The sequence below is a fragment of the Ruegeria sp. N7 genome (assembly GCF_056531345.1).
This window is the reverse complement of sequence record NZ_JBQFLR010000019.1, coordinates 1-20,797: the sequence shown is the minus strand read 5'-3', so window position 1 is coordinate 20,797 and position 20,797 is coordinate 1. Positions and strand designations below refer to the sequence as shown.

Below are 20,797 nucleotides of genomic sequence, written 5' to 3'. Positions count from 1 at the left end.
GTCCTATCCTTGGGTCGGGATGATTGGCGGTTGCGCCAAGTGGTCGGATTTGATCCAAAGACGGGCACCTTCCAACCCGGCCGTGGCGTTGAGCGCCATACCCGGTGGCAGACGCAGCCATGAGTTCTTCTGGAAGACTTCTCCGCCTTCGGTGAAGCTGCCGTCGATCACCAGTGCCTCGAACCCTTTGTGCCCGGTCACGTTTACATGTGCCGATGCGTCCCAGATCTCGATCCGGACCCGTTCACGGGAATCCTCAAAGAGCGGGATTTCGGATATGCCATCTGCAACCGGGCGCGGGTCCTGCGCGTTTGTGTCGATTGTCAGCTGTGTGCGGTCCTCCGGGTCGAACTGCCAAAGCTTGACCAGGATCGTTGCTCCGTCCGCCGCGCTTGGCGTATGCGACGTGGTCGGCGGGTTGCGCACATAGGTGCCGACGGGAAGATCCCCGTGCTCGTCCTGAAAGACGCCGTCAAGCACCAGAAACTCTTCGCCACCGGTATGGGTATGGGCCGAAAAGGCGCTGCCTGGTGCATAGCGGACAATCGTTGTTGCCCGTGCAACCTCGTCGCCGATCCGGTCGAGCATGCGACGGTCGACACCCTTCATTGGCGAGGGGACCCAGGGCTCGTTCTCCGAGTGGACGACAGCGCGTTCATCAAAGTTTGCATTGATTTCCATGGCTCATTCCCTTTCTCAAAGGTTGATCTTCATGCCGACGGCAATCGGCACAACCCGTTCGCCGTATTGGCGTTCCAGCGCGTTTGTCGCACGCCAACCTGTGCAGTGGCCGGGCATGATCAGGTCGATGTCGAACTGCGCAAAGTCGGCGACGGTCCGGTCGATGATCTTTTCGTTGCCACCGGCAAGGTGAAAGCCGCCGGTTAGGCCATGGATCGGCACTCCGGGGATATCCCTTTGAGCGGCATGAAGGACATTGACGATACCCGCATGGCTACAGGCCGAAAACACCACCAGCCCTTTGCCCGCGATGTTCACCGCCACATAGCGTTCGTCCATGAGCAACGGGTCGTCTTCCCAACCCGCGCCGTCTTCGGTGCGGCGGACATGACCCGGAAATCCGACCTCGTAATCCGTGACACGGGGAATTTCGCCCGAAATATAGAACATATCGTCCAGCACGCTGACCGGTTGATCCGTAACAACGGGTGTAGCCCCCTGCGCAGCCAGGGCTTCGGGCGTGGCGATTTCGCGAATTTCGATCAGTTCCCCCGATGAAAGCGGAAAGGCGCGTTTGCGGAACATCCCGGGATGCAGATAAACCGGTAACTCGCCGGTCTGGCCATCCTTGCGGATCAGGTCGATTGCCGCTGGAATGCCGCCTGCATGGTCCCAATGCCCATGCGACAGGGCGATCGCCTCGATGGCTGCAAAGGATTTGCCAAGGCGTGATGCGTTGAACTCGACGGCAAAATCCACCGGCCCGGCGTCAAAGAGCAATGTATGTTCCGTCACACCGCGCCGGGCTGTGATGATCAACGCCAAGCCGTGATTGGCACAACACTGACCGGCGCCCGAGATTTGCTTCATCCCGACGTTGTGGAGGTTGATCCACTCATGGGTGAACCCCTCGGGCACGCTGGACAGGCTGTCCGTCCGGTTGTCGATGAGAACGAGAATCTCGACACTGTCGATGGGTTGCAGATCGGCGGACATGGGACTTCTCCATTTCGAATTGCCGGGGCGGACAGGTGCCCGCCCCGACGTAAGGCGTCAGGCAGCCAGGCGCTGCTTGAGCGCTTCCGCGAGTGGTGGTGCCGACGCCGGGCTTTGGCCGGTCATCAGGGCGCCATCTTCGACCACGTTGGCCTCCCAGTTGGCCTTGCTGACGTAGGTGGCGCCACGGCGTTTCAGTTCATCTTCGAGAGAGAACAGAAGGTGATGCAGAAGCTCGATCTCACTGTCTTCGTCGTTCTTGAAACCGGTCAGGCTGAGGCCCTCAACCAGGTAGCTGCCGTCTGACTTCTTGATATCCCGCAGTATGGCCGGCGCGTGGCAGACCATCGCGACAGGCCGTTCGGATTCGTAGAACTCCCGGATCATCTTGATAGCATGGCTGTCCGACGCCAGATCCCAGATCAATCCATAACCGCCGGGTACGAAAAGCGCATCGAAGGTCGAATAGTCGATCTCGCGCAGTTTGCGGGTATTCTGTACCGCGAACATGGCCACCGGATCGTTGAAGAAGCGGTCAGTGTTTTCGGTAGTGAACGGAGCCTTCATCGACAGCAGGTCAATCGGCGCGTTGCCGCCTTTGGGCGAGGCAAAGACAACCTCATAGCCCGCTTCCGTCAGGACGTAATACGGGGTTGCGACCTCTTCGAACCAGGTGCCGGTTTGCTTGCCCGAGATGCCCATTTCGTCAACGGACGACATGACCAGCAAGACGCGTTTTTGTTTGTTTCCAGTAGCCATCAGCGTGATCCTTTCATCAATATCTATCTATCACTAGGTAGATAACAGTTAGAAGTTGATTCCTGGGCTGTCAACGTTTATCTATCAATCGGTAGATTGGAGGTAGTCATGCCACTGACAATGAAAGAAAAAATTCTCATCGCCGCCGAGAAACGCGTGCGCAGTGCGGGCTTTTCGGAGATGAGTTTCCGTGACCTGGCGAACGATGTGGGAATCAAAAGTGCCAGCGTACACTACCATTTCCCCACCAAACCGGATCTCGGGGAGGCTCTCGTCACCCGCTACGCCGAGCAATTCAAGGCAGAACTGGACAAGATTGACCTGAACGATCTGCAAACCGCTCTGGACTGCTTCGTTTCGCTCTACTCCAAAGCGCTTGTGCTGAACGAATCGATATGCCTTTGCGCCGTCATGGGCGCCGAGGCCATCGGACTGCCGGAAAACATCAACCAACGCACAAAAGCCTTCTTCGAGATGAACAAGGCATGGCTCCAAAATCTGCTCGTCAAGCATGGGGTCAAGGATGCCGCTGACAAGGCAAACCTCATCGTCGCCGCCCTTGAAGGGGGCATGATCGTCGCATCAGCGTCAAACGATCGATCGATGTTTGAACAGGTTGCCAAAGCTGCAATTCGCGGCGTTGGTACGATTTAGGAACAGAAGCTAGCAGTGCGTCCCATGCGCAGGGGCGGGGATCTGTTGCAAACCTTTGACTGTTGACGCTCATAAGTGCTTCGAGTGAATGGATATCGGAATATTGAAGTCGAAGATTTGCAACAGATCCCAGCGGGGTCTACACCTTCAGAACCGGGGAATACAGATCGCAAGTTTAAGTCCGAGAGGCTTCAAACGCCGCCCATGCTTTTTCGAAGGCATCGAAATCGAACCCGGTTGCGCGGGCGGGATCCAGAATCAGTTTTTCGGTTTCAAGCAATTTGATGATCGCCCGTTCAAGCTTGCCCACGACTTCGGGCGGGATAACCAGCGCACCATGACGGTCCGCGTGCACAAGATCGCCGTTCTGGATCTTCAGACCAAAGATAGAAACCGAGGTGCCGATTTTGCGCACATGTACGAACCCGTGACTGGGCCCGATTGACCCGGCAACAACCGGGAAGTTACCGGGTAGATCGCCCAGGTCGCGCATTACCCCGTTGGTCAGCGCACCACTGATGCCGAAGCCCTTGTGGATCGTCGTATTGATCTCACCCCAAAAGGCGCCGATGCAATCTGGATAATCCAAATCCTCAACCACGGTGACAGCCGGGTCGCTCCCAGTTGCCATATGCCTGTAATAATCCATCCGACGTTGGCGGATCTCCTCAGGCGGTTCTGACGGCGGGTTCACGGCGGCAATCTTCGCGGTACGGGCATATCCAACCATCGCGCCCGCATCGGGATCAGAACATAACATCGTGCCCCGGGTGAATTCATTGAATCCGCGCTTGCCCTGCGCCACTTCGATTGCGTTACAAACAGTCGGCGTGTCGATCTTTTTCAGCAGGTCCAGCAAGGATTGGTTCATATCAACTCCAGCCAGCGGATCAAAGCCGCCGTTGTTTGTCGCGGTTGTTCCAGTGTCGGCAGGTGGCCGGCGTTTTCTATGATTTCCAACCGGCTCTGTGGCATCAGATCGTGCATCAATTCATGCCTTGAAACAGGGCACAGGGCATCGTCGCGCCCGCAGAGAATGAGTGCTGCGTCGGTGAAGTTGCGCAGAGTGTTGCTCTGGTCAGGGCGATCACGCAGAGCTTTAGATTGATTGACAAAAACGTCCGGGCCAAGATCCATGGCCATATCCATGCACAGGTCCAGAATGGCGGCGCGGCGCGGACCTTCAGTCAGGTAGTTCGGTTTCATCTCTTCGGCTATGACCTTGCGTAGGTTGCCACGTCCGACCGCATCGATCTGAGGGCCGCGCCTGGCTTTGACCTCGTCCAAATCAGCAAGCGGGTTCGTGTCCATCAACGCCAAACCAGCCACACGGTCCGGTGCCTGACGCAGGATTTCCATCCCCACAATGCCACCCATCGAGAGTCCCGCCAGAGCAAAGCGTTCGGGCGCATAGGCTAACACATCGGCGGCCAGCGCCTGCATTGTGTCCTGTCCTCCGATTGGTGCGCACAGGATCGGGTATTTGCCTGACAAAGCGTCAATCTGCGGTGCGAACAACCGCGCATCGCACATCATTCCGGGCAGGAGGATAAGCGGCGTCATTTGACCAGGGCAGCCCCTTCGGCAAGCGCGCCCAGCTTGGCGTAGGCGATATCCGGATCTACCGCACCAAAGCCCGCAAAGGTGCCAAAGCCGCAATCTGATCCGGCGATTACACGCTCATTTCCAACTATGTTCGTAAACCGCTCGGTACGCTGAGCAATCAGTTCCGGGTGTTCGACAAAATTCGTCGTGGTGTCCACCACACCGGGCACAAGAACCTTGTCACCCGGAATTTCACCCTTGCGGTCACGGAACACCGTCCATTCATGCGCGTGTCGCGGGTTAGAGGTTTCGAACAGCACATAGCGCGATTTGGTCGACATCAGCGTCGAAAACACCTTGTCCATGCCGATGTCGCAGCAATGCGGCCCCTCGTAGTTGCCCCAGCAGATATGGACACGCACTTTGTCAGATGGGACATTCTGCAATGCGTGGTTCAATGCCTCAACATGCATGTTGGCGATTTTCACGAACTCGTCGTCGGACAGATCGGTGAACAGCATATGGCGCGACAGGGCCAGATCGGGGCAGTCCAATTGCAGATCCAGACCCGCACCAACGATGGTCTCATATTCTTCCTTCATCGCATCGGCCAGCGCGGCCAGATAGGCCTCGCGCGTCGGATAGAAATCATTTTGCAGAAACAGGGAAATAACTCCGGGGCTGGCGGCGTTCATAAAACCGCGCTCGACCCCGTGCTCGGCCATCGCGGCTTTGAGATTGTCGATGTCCTTCTGCAGCTCACCTTGCCCTTTTGAGCGCACCTCGCCCACACACATGGGTCGAGCATACTGGGGCGTTCCACCGTCATCGGCCAATCGTTGCAGAAAGCCCGGAAACATCTTGAGGTCAGCTGGCGCATTGCGCGCGCTGTCACCTGCAAAGCCGGTATAGCGGTCCTTGACGTAAGTGGCGTAAGAGATCTTTGAGGTCTCACCGTCCGAGGCGATATCTACCCCAGCCTTGACTTGTTTCCGCACGGTTTCGGACACGGCCGCGGTCATGCAGGCGTCAAATGCAGCCTGATCGAACGGTTCCTCTCGCTCGCGAGCAAAGATGAAGTCAACGACCTCCTGATTTCGTGGCAGACTTCCCACATGGGTGGTTGAAACGCGGGTCATGTTAGGATCTCCATTCAAATCTAGGTCCATCGCCGGGCCGGAAAGCCGGCGATGGATGTGCTGCGCGCGCCCCGATTGAAACCGGGACGTGTAATTTCGGCGTTATTCTCCTGTCCAAGTCGCCCCAGCAGGGTCGTCGGTTGCGGTGATCCGGTACAGACCCGCTTGCCCGGTCATAGACGGTTCAGCGCTGTAGCTTTCACCGGGCAGAACCAGAGCGGTATCACCGTTGGACAGGGTAACCTCGACCTCATTGATTTTGATGCGCCAATGGCCACTCGCCGGCATCAGAACCACGGGTTTGTCCGCCTTGACCAGTTCAGCCACAGCCGAACCGCGCGTCAAAAAATCAACCTCGAAACCGGGCTTGTCTTTGATCAGGCCATTTTCACCGATCACAACCGCAGGTTTGTCCGCCGCCAGCGCCATCAGGTCCCAGTAGCGAGCGACGTATTTGCCGATCACCGCATCAACGGGAACCTCAGGGTAGGCTTTCAGCTCTTCCTCGGTCAGTAGCGGCATCGGCTGCACATAGTGTGGCAGTTCCTCACCCTTTTTGCTATCGTAAAGGACGCCGTTATTGCCCAACATCAGGCCATGGGCCTGCGCATCCTGAATGACTTGCGGAGCCCAGGTCACGCCGCCACCGGCATCGTCGCCACCAAGCATCGACATGATCATCCCATAGTCCTGGCCGACATTCTCGAAGCCGCGGAAGATCCCGGTCGGGATGTTGAAGATGTCGCCTTCTTCGGCGATGAACTCGCCAGCCGTGCCATAACGACCCCAGAAGAACCGCCATCGACCTTTAGCAACAAAGAACACCTCGGCGGTGGTGTGGCTGTGCAGCGAGTTGCGGCATTTCGGCGGTTGACCCGCTGCACCGATGTTGAACCCGATCTTGTCGGTGATGTGGACGTGCTGATCCGGGCTTTCGCTGACCCCACCGCCAATGATGGTAAAATTTTCTTTCTGGTTCGAGCCCGGAGTGTGCGCGTCGATGAACGCGGTTTTACATGGCTTCAGTTCGCCATAACGGACGATGCGGCTTTCGATGGTACTCATATCTTTTCTCCTTTTGATTTGGGTTTGATCGGATCAAACCAAACCACCCGGCGGACGATTGTTCAGTCGCCGGGCGCGCAGGCTGGCGCGATGGGCGTGGTACCGCCGCAACGCCTGCCCGGCATCCAGATTTGAGATACGGTGCGACATTCTAGAGATCGCCGGTTTTCAGAAGAATCTGTTTCCAGATCGAGGTTTCGTCAAACAAGGTGTATTCCTTGCGCAGACCCCATGGACCGAACTCGGCCTGGCTGATGCCCAGCACAAAGACCTCGGCCCCTGTGGGCACACCGAACACGCCCCAGCCGTCATGTGTGCCATGCAAAGACCAGCGGATCGCGGCGCGCGGCGGCATCATCGGGTCATCACGGCCGATCTGGTGGTGGATCTTGAATTCGGCACGTGGGAACGCCGCGCGCAGGCCCATCCAGAACCGATCAACCGGCCCCCAACTGTGGCCGGTCTTGCCCCCGGGATATTCTGACAGAACAGCGCGGTCGTATTCAGCCTCGATCACCCTCATATCGGCATTCATGATCCGGGTCAGGATATCCGCGTATTTCTGGCCCCATTCATTGTCATTGCCACGGCCTTTATAGGGGCCGGGCTGATCGTTCGCCGGTGTGAAAGGTTGCACGCAGGCGTCAGCCCCACCCTCGCGCGCGATCAGATCGCGGGCATATTCCTTGGGGTCCCAACCCATCTGCTGCACGATCGCGCTCTGGTCGCGGATGAGCCACTCATCGTTGATCTGGTTGTTGATGGCGTGGCAGTCGGCTAAAATGCGGTAGACCAGTTTCTTGCCGGTCGCCTTGCCATACACACCGTCACCCAGATGGGTCGCTGTGGACAAAAGGCGATGCGACGACAGCATGCCCTCTTCCGGCGTTCCCGACCAGATCACATCCTCACCCAACAGCGTTCGATCAGGGAATTCTGCCAGAGTTGCCATAGTGGCAGCAATGACATTCTGGTTTCCGACAACCACCGACCCAGGTGATCGCACGACGATGTCCGGGGCGTAATAGTCGTGCAGCGTGGCAATGCCACGATCTTCCCAGATTTCTTTGGTAATCCCGATTATGTAGTCGGGGAAATCTTTGAACTTGGGATCAAATCCCTTCATGTCTTCCATCCTTCAGGTATGCGGGCGGAGCCGCGCACAATTAGCGGTCCGTCAATCTCGACCCGACGCGGGCCGGCATCGGGGTCCTCGATCTTGCCGAGCAGAATATCGACAGTTTCCGTGACCATGCGATTGGCGGGCTGTCGAATGGTGGTCAGGTTGTAGGCTGGCCATGAGGCGACAGTGACATCGTCATACCCGATGACCGAAACGTCGCCCGGAACATTCAGCCCCAATTCGAACCGCAGCGTGTCCATCACGGAAACGGCCATGTGATCGTTGGCGACAAACACCGCATCAGGCGGATCGGCTTCGAACATCCGCAGCGTGGCTTGCCGGGCTTCTTCCGTCGAAAAGTTTCCTACTTCGCGGGCGTGCAGCGTAACCCCGGCTTTCTGCAAGGTCGCAACAAACCCTGTTTCGCGGTCACGCTGGGTCGAAGCTCCTTCCCACCCGGCGATATATCCGATCTTTTGGTGCCCAGCTGCCAACAAGAACTCGGCAGCCTTTCGACCACCGGCAACGTTGTCAGATGTAACTGACGACATCGCCGTGTCGTCTTGTGCCCGATTGAACAACACCATCGGTATACCGGCCGTTCGGCAGCGGTCTGACAAATCTGAGGACAAAGCCACCGAAGCGGCGATAATCCCTTCGACCTGAAAGTCGAGTATTTCCTCGACCACATTGTCGATGTTTCCAGATTCATGCGAGGCCATGAATATCAGCACGTGGTATCCACGTTCCTGTAACGTGTTTGTCAGCTTCTCCAGCGCCTCGGGATAGAACTGGTTGTTCAGATAGGCCACGACAAGCCCGATGATCCGGCTTTTCCCGGACACTACAGCGCGGGCCAGAACGTTCGGGCGATAGCCCAGTTCCTTGGCCGCCTTGCGCACCTTTTCAACGGTTTTTTTCGACGCAGACGCGCCGGGGGTGAACACACGGCTGACCGCAGATTGGCTGACCCCGGCGAGACGGGCAACTTCCAGTGATGTAACTTTTTGTGTCGCCATCAGTCTGCCGTCCAACCTCCGTCAACCATCAATGCCGTGCCCGTCACCAGCGACGATGCATCCGAGGCCAGATAAACCACCGCCCCCATTATGTCTTCAACCTCTCCGGGGCGACCCAGTTTAATCTTGTCCAGAATCCAGGCCCGCTTGTCCGGATCGTCAAAAGTCGACTTTGTCAGATCCGTCAGAATGAAGGTGGGGCAAATCGTGTTAACCCGGATCTTTGACGGTCCCAACTCAAGCGCCATCGCCTTGGTGAAGCCTTCGACCGCGAATTTCGACGCACAATAAACCGCGCGTTCGCGACCACCAACATGGCCCATCTGGCTAGAGATATTGATCAGCGAACCGGGGCGGCCAGCGTCGAGAAGGCCTTTGGCAACAGCCTGGGTCAGGAAATAAGCACCTTTGACATTGACGCCTATCACCGCATCGAAATCTTCCGGCTGTGTTTCCACGGCCTTGCTGTGTCGGGCAAGCCCAGCTGAGTTCAGCAGAATATCGAACGGCCCATTTTGCGCCACGGCTTCAGCGGTTGCCGCCACGTCCGAAACATCCAGTTCCAGAACCCTGGCAGACCAACCCTGCGCCGACATATCTTTTGCAATATCCTGAAGCGCACCAGCACGGCGCGCCGCCAAAGTGACCTCAGCACCATGTTCCGCCAGCGCCACAGCGCAGGCCATGCCTATGCCCGACGAGGCTCCGGCGACCAAAGCTCGCTTGCCGCTCAGGTCGAAACTGGGGGTGCTGGGAAAATGTGGCATATCAGACCTCGCCGACCGGGAATGGGATGGTGCCGGGTACACGTGCCTTATTGAACTCACGCAGTCGGGCAAAAACATCTACGCCCAATTGCCGATACACATCCAGCAGATCGACCAACACCCAATTCTCGCGGATCAGCCCACCTTCCAGACGCCAGAAATCAAGTGACTTCAAAGTGATCCGTTTGCCCGAAGGCGCAATCCCCATCCAGCCGTCATGGGTGACGGTCTGGATCATGTTCGGCCAGCCGGTCACAGCGGCGTAGTCGCCATCACCAAAAAAGTGAAAGGTGATCTCGTCGGCATACTGACCACGATCGGGCATTCCGTTGAGGAATGGAATCTGGTGCCAGTTGCGGAATCCCGCGATACCGCGCGCTGTCCCGATCCCTGCGGGACCGTACCAGTTCATGCGCGGATGCCAGAACCGCTCCATCTCCATCACTTCGGGCCCACCCTGGCTGGGGTGTTTCTCAAGATGTTTCAGCATGTCGACGATATGATTGCACGAGGCCAGAGATTTCACCTCATCCCACGGTCCGGACACAACGCCATCCAGAGTCGCCGGGCCGGGAATGCAGAACTCCAGCCCCAGAGACGGGGCCATTGGCCAGGCATTCGCCTGCATCATGACTTCGGGAACGTCCCAGAGTGCCTGAATCTCGACAACCTTGCCATTTTCAAAGCGGTAGAATTCGTGGAACCGCATGTGGGTCAGATGCCCGGTCGGCGGGATGTCCAGCCAGGGGGCGACGAAGGTGCCGAAGTAGTGGCCGCCGCAGCCAACCCAGTCGTTGCCCTGTTCTGTCCGACCACCCATGACGATCCAATCGCGACGCTCAAGATCGGGCATGGATTTCAGAAGTGGCGCGTAACAGGTGTCATAGAGTTCCTGCGGGCCGGTCAGATCTCCGAATGGATACAACATGTGGATGGCAGCATCGGGCGCAATCACCGCCTCCAGCGCCGCTCGTACTCCGGCTTCGTCGAATTTATACATTGCCTCGCGCAGGGGCGCGATCAGGACCTTGTGGGTAGAGTGAGTATCCATTGCGAAATCTCGCATTATTTTAACTTCTTATCCAAAAAATTCTGTAGGGCCCCGGTCGAATCCCTGCGCAAGATTCGTCACGCTTACGAAGTCGCATCGGCCGTCTCGCGGTATGGTGCGCCTTCACCATAGGGCACGTTGATGCCCCCATAACGCCGGACACGGATGTTGCATTGTTCGGCATGGCCGACAAAGCCTTCCAGCATACACAGACGTGAGCCGTATTCGCCGATCATCGCTGCGGCCTCATCAGTGACGACCTTCTGATAGCTGTGGGTTTTCATGAATTTGCCGACCCAGAGCCCGCCGGTATAGCGCCCGGCCTTTTTGGTCGGCAGTGTATGGTTGGTACCGATCACCTTGTCGCCGTTGGCCACGTTGGTGCGCGGACCAAGGAACAGCGCGCCATAGCAGGTCATGTTTTCCAGGAACCAGTCGTCGCGGTCAGTCATGACCTGCACATGCTCTGACGCGATGTCATCGGCCACTTGAAGCATCTCGTCATAGGTGTCGCAGACGATGACCTCGCCGTATTCCTCCCAACTGACCTTGGCAGTGCCGGCGGTGGGTAGGATCTCGAGGATACGGTCGATCTCGCTCAGTGTCTCTTCGGCCAGTTTGCGCGAGTTGGTGACCAGAACGCAGGGGCTGTTATAGCCATGCTCGGCCTGTCCCAGCAAATCGGTCGCACAGAGCTCCGCATCCGCTGCGGTTTCGTCGGCGATGACCATCGTCTCGGTCGGACCCGCGAACAGGTCGATGCCCACCCGGCCAAACAGCTGGCGCTTGGCTTCGGCCACAAAGGCGTTGCCGGGGCCAACCAGCATGTGAACCGGATCAATGGTCTCAGTCCCTATCGCCATGGCACCGATGGCCTGGATACCGCCCATAACATAGATCTCATGCGCGCCTCCTAGATGCATCGCTGCGATCACGGCCGCATTGGGTTTGCCTTGGAAGGGTGGGGTACAAGCTATGATGCGCGGAACACCGGCGACCTTGGCAGTTGCCACTGACATATGCGCCGAAGCCACCATCGGGAATTTGCCACCGGGGACATAGCATCCCACTGACTGAACAGGGATGTTCTTGTGACCAAGGATCACTCCTGGCAGAGTTTCAACCTCGATATCCAGCATCGAGTCGCGTTGTGCCTGCGCAAAGTTCGTCACTTGCTTCTGCGCGAATTTGATATCGGCCAGTTCGCGTTCAGTCAGCGAGTTGATCAACTCGTCGATCTGATCCTGGCTCAGGCGGAAGCTTTCCGGCGAGTAGTTGTCGAACTTCTCTGACAGCTCGCGCACAGCGGTATCGCCGCGGGTTTCGATATCCGCCAGCGTTGCTTCGACAACAGCTCGGGTTTTGGCATCGTCTTCCGCCCGATCAGCTTCAGGTTTGCCGCGTTTCAGGTATTCAATAGCCATTGTCTCTATCCTCAGTTTTCGGGCCGGGGTGGAGTTTTTTCTCCCCGGTCAAATGCTTCCCAGCCTTCACCATTGAACAGATCAACGCCAAGCTGCGCGGCGACATGGGCGAAATCGACGTTCACCCAGTTGTCAACGATCTTGCCATCGACGACTTTCCAGAAATCCATGTACCGGATCTCGACCCGCTTTCCCGTCGGAGCGATGCCCAGGAACTCGCCCGAATGAGTTGCCTCCTGTCGGCCAAAGGCCGCAGCCCATTCGCCCATGTAAAGCCGGGCCTCATCGATGCAAATCTTATCAGAAAACGCTGCCTGGAACGGGCGTTGCCAGTTGTTCTGAAACTCCTTGAGCCCAGTTTTGGTGCCGCAGCCCCGGTTGCCGATCCAGCGGAACCCTTCTGCGAAGAATTCGCCGATATCGTCGATGCGGTGATCGTTCAAACCATCGACCATCCCCTCGATCACGGCGCGGGTCTCGTCGGTTTTTCTCATGTCCGTGTTACGTGTCAGCACGGCCTGTTCGGGGCGGGAGCCCTTCATGTGTCTTTTCCTTTTATGGTTACCAAGGGGCTTTCTGTCTGGACGGGGAGGGTTGGTCGGCCGTCAGAAAATCCCTTGGCATCCGGTTGAGCGCCGGGTGGCGCGCAATGGCGTTATGTCTGGCGGAACAGCTCATCGGGTCTGTTCAGAAATTTGGGCAAAAAGGTCGTAACCCAGTTGCAACAGCAGATGTGGAATATCGAGCATGCACCAGTTCTCGATGATCTTGCCGTCTGCGCAGCGCCACCAGTCGCAGTCACGCATAAAAACGCGCTTTCCCGTTGGCTCCAGGCCCAGGAAGGATTTGACGTGGACGCCGGTGATCTGCGGCCAGCCGCACAGGAATGCATAGTCGCCATCCCCGGCCTTGCAATTCGAGCCGACCCCGGTGACGCCTGCGTCCCTGCCGTCACCCCAGCCTTCGAACGTGTCCTCGAAGGGGGATTGGAAATCGGCGAAGGCATCGACCGTGGCATAGGATCCCAGCCCGCCGGGACCGTACCACACCATTCGGTCATCCCAATAAGGCCGCCAGCTTTGGTCCTCGGTCGTTAGCTGTTTTAACATGTCCTCGACCAGATCTGCTGTGGCGCGTGACTGCGCTGAGTCTGAAGGCCCAATGACGATGCCGTCATGCGTTGCCGGACCCGGCACGACACCTTCATAGCCCTGCAGTTCCAGCGGCCAGAGGCCAAGCGCGATGATCAACTCGGCAAAGCCGAGAAAGACATAGGATTCGACGATCTTGCCATCTTCCATTCGGTGGAATTCACCAAAGCGCAGAAATGCCAGTTTGCCGCTGGGTGGAATACCACAAAGCGGTCGCTTGAAATGACCGTGGAAATACCCGGTCGAGGTGACCCACTCGCTTCCCAGGTATTCGCCACCTGTGACCACATAGTTCTGACGGGTGAGCCCCTCGAACGCCTCTGAAATCGGCAAGATGACAGAGCTGACGTAGCCGTTGCCATCGGGGGCTGCATTGATCGGATGGCTCGCTTCGGTAGTGGCCGTTGCGGCGAAAATCTCGCTGGCGGCCGTCTCCATGGTCTCGCCGAGGCCCTTATCAAAGCTTTCGAGAAACTGACGATAAAGCTGTTTGTTTTCAAACGTGGTTCCGGTAGCAATACCCATCGCTGGGCGATTTGCGCGCTTGTTCATGGCGCTTTCCTTTTTAGGACGTTTTCCTATTCGCTGTGGCGGTGTGCAGGCACGAGGACCCGCGCGCATCATGGCAAATGGAATTCGTCCCGGCCGTCGGGCCCGGCGCGCAGCCAAGTTCAGGCTGGCTGCGTGCGCATGGGCAGATACGGACTGAGGATGAGTGCGCCCCATTTATGTCAGCCTTTCACAGCCCCGGCGGTCAGGCCGCCGACGATCTGACGCTGGAAGAACATCACCAGTATGAACAGTGGAACAGTGGCTGAAACCACGGCTGCAACAGCGAACATCACGTTGCCCTCGGTTTGCGTTGTACCGAGGAATGCGGCAATGGCAGGCACCATAGTACGGTTGCTTTCAGACAGCAGCATCGCCCCCACGGCAAAGTCGTTATAGGCCAGAAGGAACGAGAACAGCCCGGTCGTGATGACGCCTGGCCACATCACCGGAATGATCACACGTCGGAAAGCCTGAAACTGGTTGCATCCGTCGACCTTGGCACTTTCATCCAACTCGCTCGGGATGTTCTTGAAGAAGGAATGCAACATCCAAAGAGTGAACGGCTGGTTGATCGCCACAAGCACGATAATGGTGGTTGGAAGAATTCCCCAAACATTCCATTCAAAGAAGGGTAACAGATAACCCGAGACCAGAGTGATTGGCGGCATTGCACGGAAAATTAACGCCGTGATCAAAAGCCAGAATGTGTAGTTGTAAGTAGACCGCGAAAGGGCATAGCCCCCTAACGTCCCGATAGTCAGTGAGATGGTAACAACAAAGAAACAGACGATCCCGGTGTTCAGAACATTGCGCCAGAACTCTTCCTGAATCCATGCGCCCTCATATCCGGTGGTGGTGAACGGCGAGCCATAAACCGCTTCGGTTCGGGCACCGGTCAGGGCGTTGGTCCAGTCAGCGATCGAGAAGAAATCCAGCTCGACCTTGAACGACCCCCAAACCGTCCAGAGGAACGGAAAGGCGGCCAGGATAAACCATAGGAGCACAAACAGGGATGAGGCGATCCGAAGGCTTGTAGGCATTCTTTGCGCGCGGCTGGCCATATTATCTTGCTCCTTTGAAATCGCGCCAGGTGCGGACAAGCACGGGCGACAGAAGAATTGCGACCCCGAAAATCGTCATCACAGAGGTAGCAGCAGCGGAAGACAGTTGCCGAGTCTCGCCACCGAGATCGTAGAAGATGAAGGTGCTGAGTGATTGCGCATGCGCTTGTGCACTGAAGCCGATGATAGGTTCAAACACCTTGAAATTGTCCATCAACTGGATCAGCGCAACAAATGTGACCAGGGGCATGAGATGGGGCACAACCACGAATTTGACCTGCTGCCAGCGCGTCGCCCCGTCTATCTGGGCGGCCTCAATCTGGTCTTGGGGCAAGGTTTGCAGGCCAGCATAGAACACGACAAAGGCAAACGGCGCAGCGTGCCAAACACCATAGACCATCAGCGCTACCCACATCAGCCCTGTTGATGCTTTCAGGCTGAAATCCGGATCTCCAGCAAGATATACGAGGGCGTTGCCGATCACCCCGCGACTGTCAATCATCCAAAACAGGATGAGCGAGCCGATCAGCGGGGTCACGATCATGGGCAGAAGAGAGAAAAAGATCATCAGACCTTTGAGTTGCCTGTGCAGGGAGTTTACTGCCAGCGCAATCACCAGCCCCAATACAATTGTGAGCGGTGTCACGACAGCAACGAAGGTCAGCGTGAATGCCATCGCCCGGTAAAAGGGCAAATTGCCGAGTTCCGAGAAAAAGCCGCCCCATGTTTCATTTGCGGCCCAGATTTGACCAATTTCCTGTATCGCCAGATGGCCTCGGTTAAAGTAAATGTCCAATCCCACAAACCGGCCCAGAGGTTGCTCGGCGCGAAGCGCCGCGGTGGCCTCTTGATCAACAGTGGTCTCAGTTGTGCATCCGATAAGCGGGGTACAGTTTTCCACCTCTAACAGAACGGCCGGGTGGGGCGCGAAGATCGATTGAGTCACCACCGAGACAATTGGCATTGCAATGAACAGCAGCATCGCGAGTCCTGTGGGCAGGAAGAACCAAAGGAATGTCTTATGGCGCATGTTGCAATCCTCGCGTGAGTAGGATTGCGCGGGTGGGTATCAAAGGCACCCGCGCAATAGGCTTCTTATTGCAGATAGCCTTGCTCGATGGCGGCGGCACGATAGGCGGCTTCTACATCAGCCAACGCTTGTTCCGCGCTTTCCTTGCCCTGCATGAAATCAGCAAGTTCGTTGCCAAGTGCGCTGTGCATGAGCCCCATGTACGGTAGCATCGGATAGGGTGGTGTGCCCATTTTGGCCGCAGCAAACACACCCTCGGCATCTTTTCCCGGCTGGTAGCCTTCAATCAGCCAGACCGCCAACGGCGTGGTTTCATCGTTCAGCATGTCAGGACGGATGCCATGTTTCATTGCAATGAATGTGGCCTCGGCCTCTTCATCTGAGATGTTCTTTCCGACAGTCCAACCGTCCCACCACAGGGTCGTTGCAGGGATATCTCCGCCACCAACTGTCAGCGGCGCGCCAATCGCATGGCCGTCGATTACCTCCTGCAACACACCTTCGGTGGTGGTTTGCTGCGATGCGCGCGAACCCCACATATTCATGATTGCAACGTTGCCAGCACGGTATTCGGCATTGGTAGCGTTGGAGTCATGAGTCAGGAAGTCGGGATTCATGTATTCCGACAAAGCCTTCATCATATTCAAGGCGTTGACACCGGCCTCAGAATTCACGTTGGGTTCGGCCGTACCGGGTTTAAAATGGCTGCCGCCATAACCAAGGAACATATTGTTAAATTCCTGCGCCAGGTTCCAACCCGATGCATAGGCTCCACCAACCGGGTTTTGCATAATACCCTGCGCACGAATGGCCTCGGCCACCTCGAGCATCTCCTCATAGGTAGTCGGGACTTCCACACTGGCTTGCTCAAGGATGTCCTTGCGGTACATCAGATGCTGCGCGTTCGCCATGAAGGCGATAGCCATGATGTTGTCGCCAATCTTGATCAGCTGCCCAGGCTGCAGGTCCTGACCATACTTTTCCACCAGATCATTGAGCGGACGAATAACGTCTTCGTTCATCAGTGCCACAACCGAACTATTGGCGATGATTGCGGTCGTGTATTCCGACGGATTGCCCGACAGGCCAGCCACGTTGATGGTCTGGTGCTCGGATGTCAGGTTGGATTCTACCGACGCCCCGGTGCATTCCTTCGCTCCGGCTGCGACGGCCTGGATGGCCGCAAATTCATTGCCGACTATATTGACACGTGCGCCGATTTCGCAGGCATATCCCGCGCTTGCGGCAAAGGCGGCTACCGAGCCGGCCAATGCAATTTTCTTTAGAAACATCAATATTCCTCCCTAGATGGATGGTGCATCTTCGAAGTCTGCACCCAGATTACCCCGTCCCAACGGGTGTGGTTTGCGGTTCTCAGCCCTCCAGGCGAGCCCCGGTTTTCGCATCAAACAGATGGCAGTGATCGGTATGGATATGAATAGAGACCTGATCGTCGATTTCGGCCCGATAGGTTTTGTCGGCCTTGACCGAGACCAGCGCACCACCGATCCGAACCGAAACCATGGTGCTGTCGCCCAACAACTCTTGCGTATAGATCGGCGCGTTGATCTCGCCGTCACTTTCCACAACATTTGCGTCCTCGGCGCGAAACCCCAGCGTGATAGGACCGTCCGGCGCGTTCACCCCGTGCACCTCTGTGCTTTGGGCGCGGAACACGCCACCCTGAACCTCGCCATCGACAAGGTTCATTGCCGGGTTGCCGATGAAGCTGGCCACAAATGTATTTGCAGGTTCATCGTAAATATCGGTTGGGGAGCCAACCTGCTGAACCACACCTTGTTTCATGATCACCACCCGATCAGCCAAGGTCATTGCCTCGATCTGGTCGTGGGTCACATAGATCGTGGTGACCGCCAATTCGTGGCTCAGGTTCTTGATCTGCGCGCGGGTAGAAACGCGCAGTTTTGCGTCAAGGTTAGATAGTGGCTCGTCCATCAGGAACACGTTCGGCTCGCGCACAATGGCACGAGCCAGGGCAACCCTCTGACGCTGACCGCCAGACAGTTCCGCCGGTTTGCGGTGCAGGAAGTCATCCAGCTCGACCATAGCCGAAGCGCGCCGCACTTTTTCGTCATGGGTAGCAGGGTCAATACCGCGAACTTTCAGCGGGAAGCGAATGTTCTCATATACATTCATATTCGGATAGAGCGCGTATGACTGGAACACCATCGCGACATCGCGGTCTTTGGGCTCCATGTCATTTACTCGGGCGCCATCGATCAGGATATCGCCCTCAGACGCGTCCTCGAGACCAGCAATCATGCGCATTGTCGTGGTCTTTCCGCAACCTGACGGCCCAAGAAGTACCAGGAATTCCTTGTCGGCTATCGTCAGGTCAAAATTGTCAACTCCAACAAACGATCCCCAACGCTTTCCAACATTGCGAAGTTGAATTTCGGCCATTCTGTCCTCCCTGCTGCACTCATCGTGCATACGCTTGCAAAACCATAGACAACAAAAGAAACATCTGGCAAGCTTTTTTTGCATGCGTGTGCAAACATCGACTTCATCTTCTTCGCAACTCGCCCCATGACAGCGACTAAAGAACTGAAAGAAAGTAATAATGTCCCATGAAATCCAAAAAGCGATCATCTTGGATTACTACTCGGCGCTCAGCAGCGTAAAAGAATCGGATATCGCCAACACGTTGTCTGAGTTCTGCACAGAAGACTACCTGTGGCGCGGTTTCCACCCGTTTGATGAGCTTCGGGGCACCCATGACGTAGCACAGGCATTCTGGCGTCCCCTGAAGCAAAGTCTAAGGAAAATGCAGCGCCGGATGGACGTGTTCATGGCCGGAAAAAACGAGATGGACGGATTCACCTCGGTCTGGGTTGTTTCAATGGGGCATCTGATGGGCCTGTTCGACAATGCGTGGCTGGGCATCGCCCCCACGGGCAAGATGGCGTTTTTGCGCTATTGTGAGTTCAACAAGATCGAGAATGGCAAGATCGCCGAAACGGCGATGTATTTCGACATCCCGCATTTCATGATGCAGGTCGGGTTGCAGCCCTTCCCGCCTCAAACTGCAGCCCATCTGGTTCAACCCGGACCGATGACGCATGACGGGTTGATGTTCAGCCCGCAGCCTGCCGAAGAAGGCGAGAAAACTCTCGACACGATCAATGCCATGATTTCCGATCTCGGCCAATGGAACAGCGGCTTGAGCCTTGAGGAAGAATTGCGCCAGACATGGAGCGAAGACATGATTTGGTGGGGGCCCGCCGGGATCGGTGCGACCTATACGATTGAGCGTTATGCAAAGCAGCACTCAGGCCCGTTCCGCGCATCCTTAACGGACCGCTCGAAGACCAAGCACATTTGCCGCTTGGCTGAGGGTCACTATGGCGGCTTTTTCGGCTGGCCGAATTTCACGGCGCGGCCCACCGGCGGGTTCATGGGTATGCCCGCCACAGACAAGACCGGTGAATTCCGTGTGATCGACATCTATCGTCGCGCGGGTGACAAGCTGGCCGAGAACTGGGTTTTCATTGACCTGCTGCACTTCTGGAAACAACAGGGTGTCGATATTTTGGGGCGCATGTCGAAAGTACCGCGAACATGACCGGCTGGATCGATGCCCATCACCACCTTTGGGACCTTGAAGCTGTAAACTACCCCTGGCTGATGGCGCGCGGGGTGGAAAGGTTCTTTGGCGACCCGACGCCGATTCAACGGGATTATCTGCTGCGCGAGTTCCGGTCCGAAGCCGCGCCCTGCGGAGTCGGTGCCTCGATCCATATCCAGGTGGGGGCCAAAAACGGTCTGGACGAAGCCCGGTGGGTTCAAGCTGTCGCCGAAACCAATCCAGACTGGCCAATGGCGCAGGTTGTGTTCTGTGACCTGACCTCGGCTGACCTACACGCCCAGCTTGATACGTTTCAGGCCCTTCCAACTGTACGCGGTGTGCGCCAGATCGTCGGGCGCGCACCCGGAGAGGACGCGCAGACGGGAACCAATTTCCTGTTGGACGATCCGCGGTTTCTGGACGGACTGAAGGAGGCTGGACGGCGTGACCTCAGCTTTGATCTGCAGCTCATTCCTGATTTGATCGTAAAAACCGCGCGAATTCTCGCTCAAGCCTCGAATACACGAGTCGCTCTATGCCATGCCGGATCACCATATGACCGCACTCCGGCGGGCCTGAAAAGCTGGGCTCAAAGATTGCGCGCGCTGTCCGATCTGCCGCACGTCTCATGCAAGCTCTCAGGTCTGGGCATGTTCGATCACAACTGGGCGCCTGAGAGTATTCGCCCGATCGTGGAGATTTGCCTTGAACAATTCGGACCTAAAAGGGTCATGTTTGGCTCGAATTTCCCGGTCGACAAACTCTATGGCAATTACACATCGCTGGTAAAGGCTTACCGTGATCTGGTTCCGGCTGAAGCACAATCGGCGGTTTTCAGAGAAACCGCCGCACACTTCTATGATCTCGAGGTGCCCTGAGAGTGATATTCAATGACTCGGCCCCTTGATCCGGGCCGATCGGATGTAGAATCCGTTCCCGTTTCTTTCTCGTGATTAGGTTGCGGTCAAGGCCTGCTGAGCGGAACCGTTGCGCAACTCAAGCGAAGCAGGCCGGGCGGTACGGTTAAGATTAGCGTAAACGGCTGGTGCCAGTCCGCCGAGAGAAATGTGCGGTCGCTGTGTATCGTAGTCAATCCTCCAGTTTTTGATGATCTTTCGGGCTTCAGCCAGGTTGCCGAAGATATGTTCGTTTGAGCGCTAGCAGAAATGCGCTCGAACTGACAGTTGGGAG

22 protein-coding genes are annotated in these 20,797 nt (G+C 56.8%); 3 read left to right on the top strand and 19 right to left on the bottom strand.

Annotated elements, in window-relative coordinates; all coding sequences use genetic code 11:
- Positions 1-3: 3 nt before the first annotated feature.
- From ACR0ES_RS17210 to ACR0ES_RS17200, 3 genes are read right to left on the bottom strand one after another with little or no spacing between them, the layout of a single operon-like run.
- Complete coding sequence (locus ACR0ES_RS17210; RefSeq protein WP_480773465.1) at positions 4-681, bottom strand: cupin domain-containing protein; 678 nt, start codon at positions 679-681, stop codon at positions 4-6.
- Between the two features lie 15 nt (positions 682-696).
- A complete protein-coding gene (locus tag ACR0ES_RS17205) occupies positions 697-1,677 on the bottom strand; it encodes an MBL fold metallo-hydrolase (protein ID WP_480474286.1) in 981 nt (326 codons plus the stop codon).
- Positions 1,678-1,734: 57 nt separating this feature from the next.
- Complete coding sequence (locus tag ACR0ES_RS17200; RefSeq protein ID WP_480474287.1) at positions 1,735-2,436, bottom strand: type 1 glutamine amidotransferase domain-containing protein; 702 nt, start codon at positions 2,434-2,436, stop codon at positions 1,735-1,737.
- Positions 2,437-2,544: 108 nt separating this feature from the next.
- Between ACR0ES_RS17200 and ACR0ES_RS17195 the strand changes: the two genes are divergently transcribed.
- Positions 2,545-3,090, top strand: a complete 546-nt coding sequence (locus ACR0ES_RS17195; RefSeq protein WP_480484710.1) for a TetR/AcrR family transcriptional regulator — start codon at positions 2,545-2,547, stop codon at positions 3,088-3,090.
- A gap of 175 nt (positions 3,091-3,265) precedes the next feature.
- On the opposite strand, the gene ACR0ES_RS17190 is transcribed toward ACR0ES_RS17195, so the two are convergent.
- From ACR0ES_RS17190 to ACR0ES_RS17120, 15 genes are all read right to left on the bottom strand, one after another.
- Complete coding sequence (locus ACR0ES_RS17190; protein WP_480773466.1) at positions 3,266-3,961, bottom strand: RraA family protein; 696 nt, start codon at positions 3,959-3,961, stop codon at positions 3,266-3,268.
- Positions 3,958-4,653: an alpha/beta fold hydrolase gene (locus ACR0ES_RS17185; RefSeq protein WP_480871399.1), complete on the bottom strand. Its 696-nt coding sequence runs from the start codon at positions 4,651-4,653 to the stop codon at positions 3,958-3,960. The genes ACR0ES_RS17190 and ACR0ES_RS17185 overlap by 4 nt, the downstream gene beginning before the upstream one ends.
- Positions 4,650-5,774 carry a cobalamin-independent methionine synthase II family protein gene (locus ACR0ES_RS17180; RefSeq protein WP_480773468.1) on the bottom strand — a complete coding sequence of 375 codons (1,125 nt, stop codon included), beginning with the start codon at positions 5,772-5,774 and terminating at the stop codon, positions 4,650-4,652. Before ACR0ES_RS17180 ends, ACR0ES_RS17185 begins: the two co-directional genes overlap by 4 nt.
- 102 nt (positions 5,775-5,876) lie before the next feature.
- Positions 5,877-6,839 carry a cupin domain-containing protein gene (locus ACR0ES_RS17175; protein ID WP_480539873.1) on the bottom strand — a complete coding sequence of 321 codons (963 nt, stop codon included), beginning with the start codon at positions 6,837-6,839 and terminating at the stop codon, positions 5,877-5,879.
- A gap of 151 nt (positions 6,840-6,990) precedes the next feature.
- Positions 6,991-7,965 carry a nuclear transport factor 2 family protein gene (locus tag ACR0ES_RS17170; protein ID WP_480488929.1) on the bottom strand — a complete coding sequence of 325 codons (975 nt, stop codon included), beginning with the start codon at positions 7,963-7,965 and terminating at the stop codon, positions 6,991-6,993.
- On the bottom strand, positions 7,962-8,981 hold the full coding sequence (locus ACR0ES_RS17165) for a LacI family DNA-binding transcriptional regulator (RefSeq protein ID WP_209599322.1): 1,020 nt from the start codon (positions 8,979-8,981) through the stop codon (positions 7,962-7,964). Before ACR0ES_RS17165 ends, ACR0ES_RS17170 begins: the two co-directional genes overlap by 4 nt.
- Positions 8,981-9,748, bottom strand: a complete 768-nt coding sequence (locus ACR0ES_RS17160; protein WP_480773469.1) for an SDR family NAD(P)-dependent oxidoreductase — start codon at positions 9,746-9,748, stop codon at positions 8,981-8,983. The genes ACR0ES_RS17165 and ACR0ES_RS17160 overlap by 1 nt, the downstream gene beginning before the upstream one ends.
- A 1-nt stretch (position 9,749) precedes the next feature.
- Positions 9,750-10,799 carry an ester cyclase gene (locus ACR0ES_RS17155; RefSeq protein ID WP_480484717.1) on the bottom strand — a complete coding sequence of 350 codons (1,050 nt, stop codon included), beginning with the start codon at positions 10,797-10,799 and terminating at the stop codon, positions 9,750-9,752.
- Positions 10,800-10,882: 83 nt separating this feature from the next.
- Positions 10,883-12,223: a histidinol dehydrogenase gene (hisD, locus tag ACR0ES_RS17150; RefSeq protein WP_480773470.1), complete on the bottom strand. Its 1,341-nt coding sequence runs from the start codon at positions 12,221-12,223 to the stop codon at positions 10,883-10,885.
- A gap of 11 nt (positions 12,224-12,234) precedes the next feature.
- On the bottom strand, positions 12,235-12,765 hold the full coding sequence (locus tag ACR0ES_RS17145; protein ID WP_480773471.1) for an ester cyclase: 531 nt from the start codon (positions 12,763-12,765) through the stop codon (positions 12,235-12,237).
- A gap of 132 nt (positions 12,766-12,897) precedes the next feature.
- The gene (locus tag ACR0ES_RS17140; RefSeq protein ID WP_480773472.1) at positions 12,898-13,926 is read right to left on the bottom strand and encodes an ester cyclase; all 1,029 of its coding nucleotides are present in this window, start codon (positions 13,924-13,926) and stop codon (positions 12,898-12,900) included.
- Positions 13,927-14,105: 179 nt separating this feature from the next.
- A complete protein-coding gene (locus tag ACR0ES_RS17135) occupies positions 14,106-14,987 on the bottom strand; it encodes a carbohydrate ABC transporter permease (protein ID WP_209507350.1) in 882 nt (293 codons plus the stop codon).
- 1 nt (position 14,988) lies between these two features.
- Positions 14,989-16,017: a carbohydrate ABC transporter permease gene (locus ACR0ES_RS17130; protein WP_480488923.1), complete on the bottom strand. Its 1,029-nt coding sequence runs from the start codon at positions 16,015-16,017 to the stop codon at positions 14,989-14,991.
- A gap of 65 nt (positions 16,018-16,082) precedes the next feature.
- Positions 16,083-17,309 carry an ABC transporter substrate-binding protein gene (locus ACR0ES_RS17125; protein ID WP_480773473.1) on the bottom strand — a complete coding sequence of 409 codons (1,227 nt, stop codon included), beginning with the start codon at positions 17,307-17,309 and terminating at the stop codon, positions 16,083-16,085.
- An 82-nt stretch (positions 17,310-17,391) separates the two neighbouring features.
- Positions 17,392-18,441, bottom strand: coding sequence for an ABC transporter ATP-binding protein (locus ACR0ES_RS17120; RefSeq protein WP_480773474.1), 1,050 nt, complete (start codon positions 18,439-18,441; stop codon positions 17,392-17,394).
- A gap of 160 nt (positions 18,442-18,601) precedes the next feature.
- Here ACR0ES_RS17120 and ACR0ES_RS17115 point away from each other — a divergent pair, with 160 nt between their 5' ends.
- Together ACR0ES_RS17115 and ACR0ES_RS17110 are read left to right on the top strand one after the other, a co-directional pair.
- Positions 18,602-19,603, top strand: a complete 1,002-nt coding sequence (locus tag ACR0ES_RS17115; protein WP_480871398.1) for a nuclear transport factor 2 family protein — start codon at positions 18,602-18,604, stop codon at positions 19,601-19,603.
- Entirely contained in the window at positions 19,600-20,484 is an 885-nt protein-coding gene (locus ACR0ES_RS17110; RefSeq protein ID WP_480488919.1) for an amidohydrolase family protein, read from the top strand. Before ACR0ES_RS17115 ends, ACR0ES_RS17110 begins: the two co-directional genes overlap by 4 nt.
- 75 nt (positions 20,485-20,559) lie before the next feature.
- Here ACR0ES_RS17110 and ACR0ES_RS17105 read toward each other — a convergent pair whose 3' ends face one another.
- Positions 20,560-20,748, bottom strand: a complete 189-nt coding sequence (locus ACR0ES_RS17105) for an integrase core domain-containing protein (protein ID WP_480484748.1) — start codon at positions 20,746-20,748, stop codon at positions 20,560-20,562.
- Between the last annotated feature and the right edge of the window lie 49 nt (positions 20,749-20,797).

Bases quoted from the DNA above. Each gene is read 5' to 3' on its own strand.
- hisD (WP_480773470.1), bottom strand. From the start codon at position 12,223: ATGGCTATTGAATACCTGAAACGCGGCAAACCTGAAGCTGATCGGGCG.
- ACR0ES_RS17120 (WP_480773474.1), bottom strand. From the start codon at position 18,441: ATGGCCGAAATTCAACTTCGCAATGTTGGAAAGCGTTGGGGATCGTTT.
- ACR0ES_RS17195 (WP_480484710.1), top strand. From the start codon at position 2,545: ATGCCACTGACAATGAAAGAAAAAATTCTCATCGCCGCCGAGAAACGC.
- ACR0ES_RS17175 (WP_480539873.1), bottom strand. From the start codon at position 6,839: ATGAGTACCATCGAAAGCCGCATCGTCCGTTATGGCGAACTGAAGCCA.
- ACR0ES_RS17130 (WP_480488923.1), bottom strand. From the start codon at position 16,017: ATGCGCCATAAGACATTCCTTTGGTTCTTCCTGCCCACAGGACTCGCG.
- ACR0ES_RS17200 (WP_480474287.1), bottom strand. From the start codon at position 2,436: ATGGCTACTGGAAACAAACAAAAACGCGTCTTGCTGGTCATGTCGTCC.
- ACR0ES_RS17205 (WP_480474286.1), bottom strand. From the start codon at position 1,677: ATGTCCGCCGATCTGCAACCCATCGACAGTGTCGAGATTCTCGTTCTC.
- ACR0ES_RS17110 (WP_480488919.1), top strand. From the start codon at position 19,600: ATGACCGGCTGGATCGATGCCCATCACCACCTTTGGGACCTTGAAGCT.
- ACR0ES_RS17190 (WP_480773466.1), bottom strand. From the start codon at position 3,961: ATGAACCAATCCTTGCTGGACCTGCTGAAAAAGATCGACACGCCGACT.
- ACR0ES_RS17210 (WP_480773465.1), bottom strand. From the start codon at position 681: ATGGAAATCAATGCAAACTTTGATGAACGCGCTGTCGTCCACTCGGAG.
- ACR0ES_RS17165 (WP_209599322.1), bottom strand. From the start codon at position 8,981: ATGGCGACACAAAAAGTTACATCACTGGAAGTTGCCCGTCTCGCCGGG.
- ACR0ES_RS17145 (WP_480773471.1), bottom strand. From the start codon at position 12,765: ATGAAGGGCTCCCGCCCCGAACAGGCCGTGCTGACACGTAACACGGAC.
- ACR0ES_RS17125 (WP_480773473.1), bottom strand. From the start codon at position 17,309: ATGTTTCTAAAGAAAATTGCATTGGCCGGCTCGGTAGCCGCCTTTGCC.
- ACR0ES_RS17140 (WP_480773472.1), bottom strand. From the start codon at position 13,926: ATGAACAAGCGCGCAAATCGCCCAGCGATGGGTATTGCTACCGGAACC.
- ACR0ES_RS17155 (WP_480484717.1), bottom strand. From the start codon at position 10,799: ATGGATACTCACTCTACCCACAAGGTCCTGATCGCGCCCCTGCGCGAG.
- ACR0ES_RS17180 (WP_480773468.1), bottom strand. From the start codon at position 5,774: ATGACCCGCGTTTCAACCACCCATGTGGGAAGTCTGCCACGAAATCAG.
- ACR0ES_RS17115 (WP_480871398.1), top strand. From the start codon at position 18,602: ATGTCCCATGAAATCCAAAAAGCGATCATCTTGGATTACTACTCGGCG.
- ACR0ES_RS17185 (WP_480871399.1), bottom strand. From the start codon at position 4,653: ATGACGCCGCTTATCCTCCTGCCCGGAATGATGTGCGATGCGCGGTTG.
- ACR0ES_RS17160 (WP_480773469.1), bottom strand. From the start codon at position 9,748: ATGCCACATTTTCCCAGCACCCCCAGTTTCGACCTGAGCGGCAAGCGA.
- ACR0ES_RS17135 (WP_209507350.1), bottom strand. From the start codon at position 14,987: ATGGCCAGCCGCGCGCAAAGAATGCCTACAAGCCTTCGGATCGCCTCA.
- ACR0ES_RS17170 (WP_480488929.1), bottom strand. From the start codon at position 7,965: ATGAAGGGATTTGATCCCAAGTTCAAAGATTTCCCCGACTACATAATC.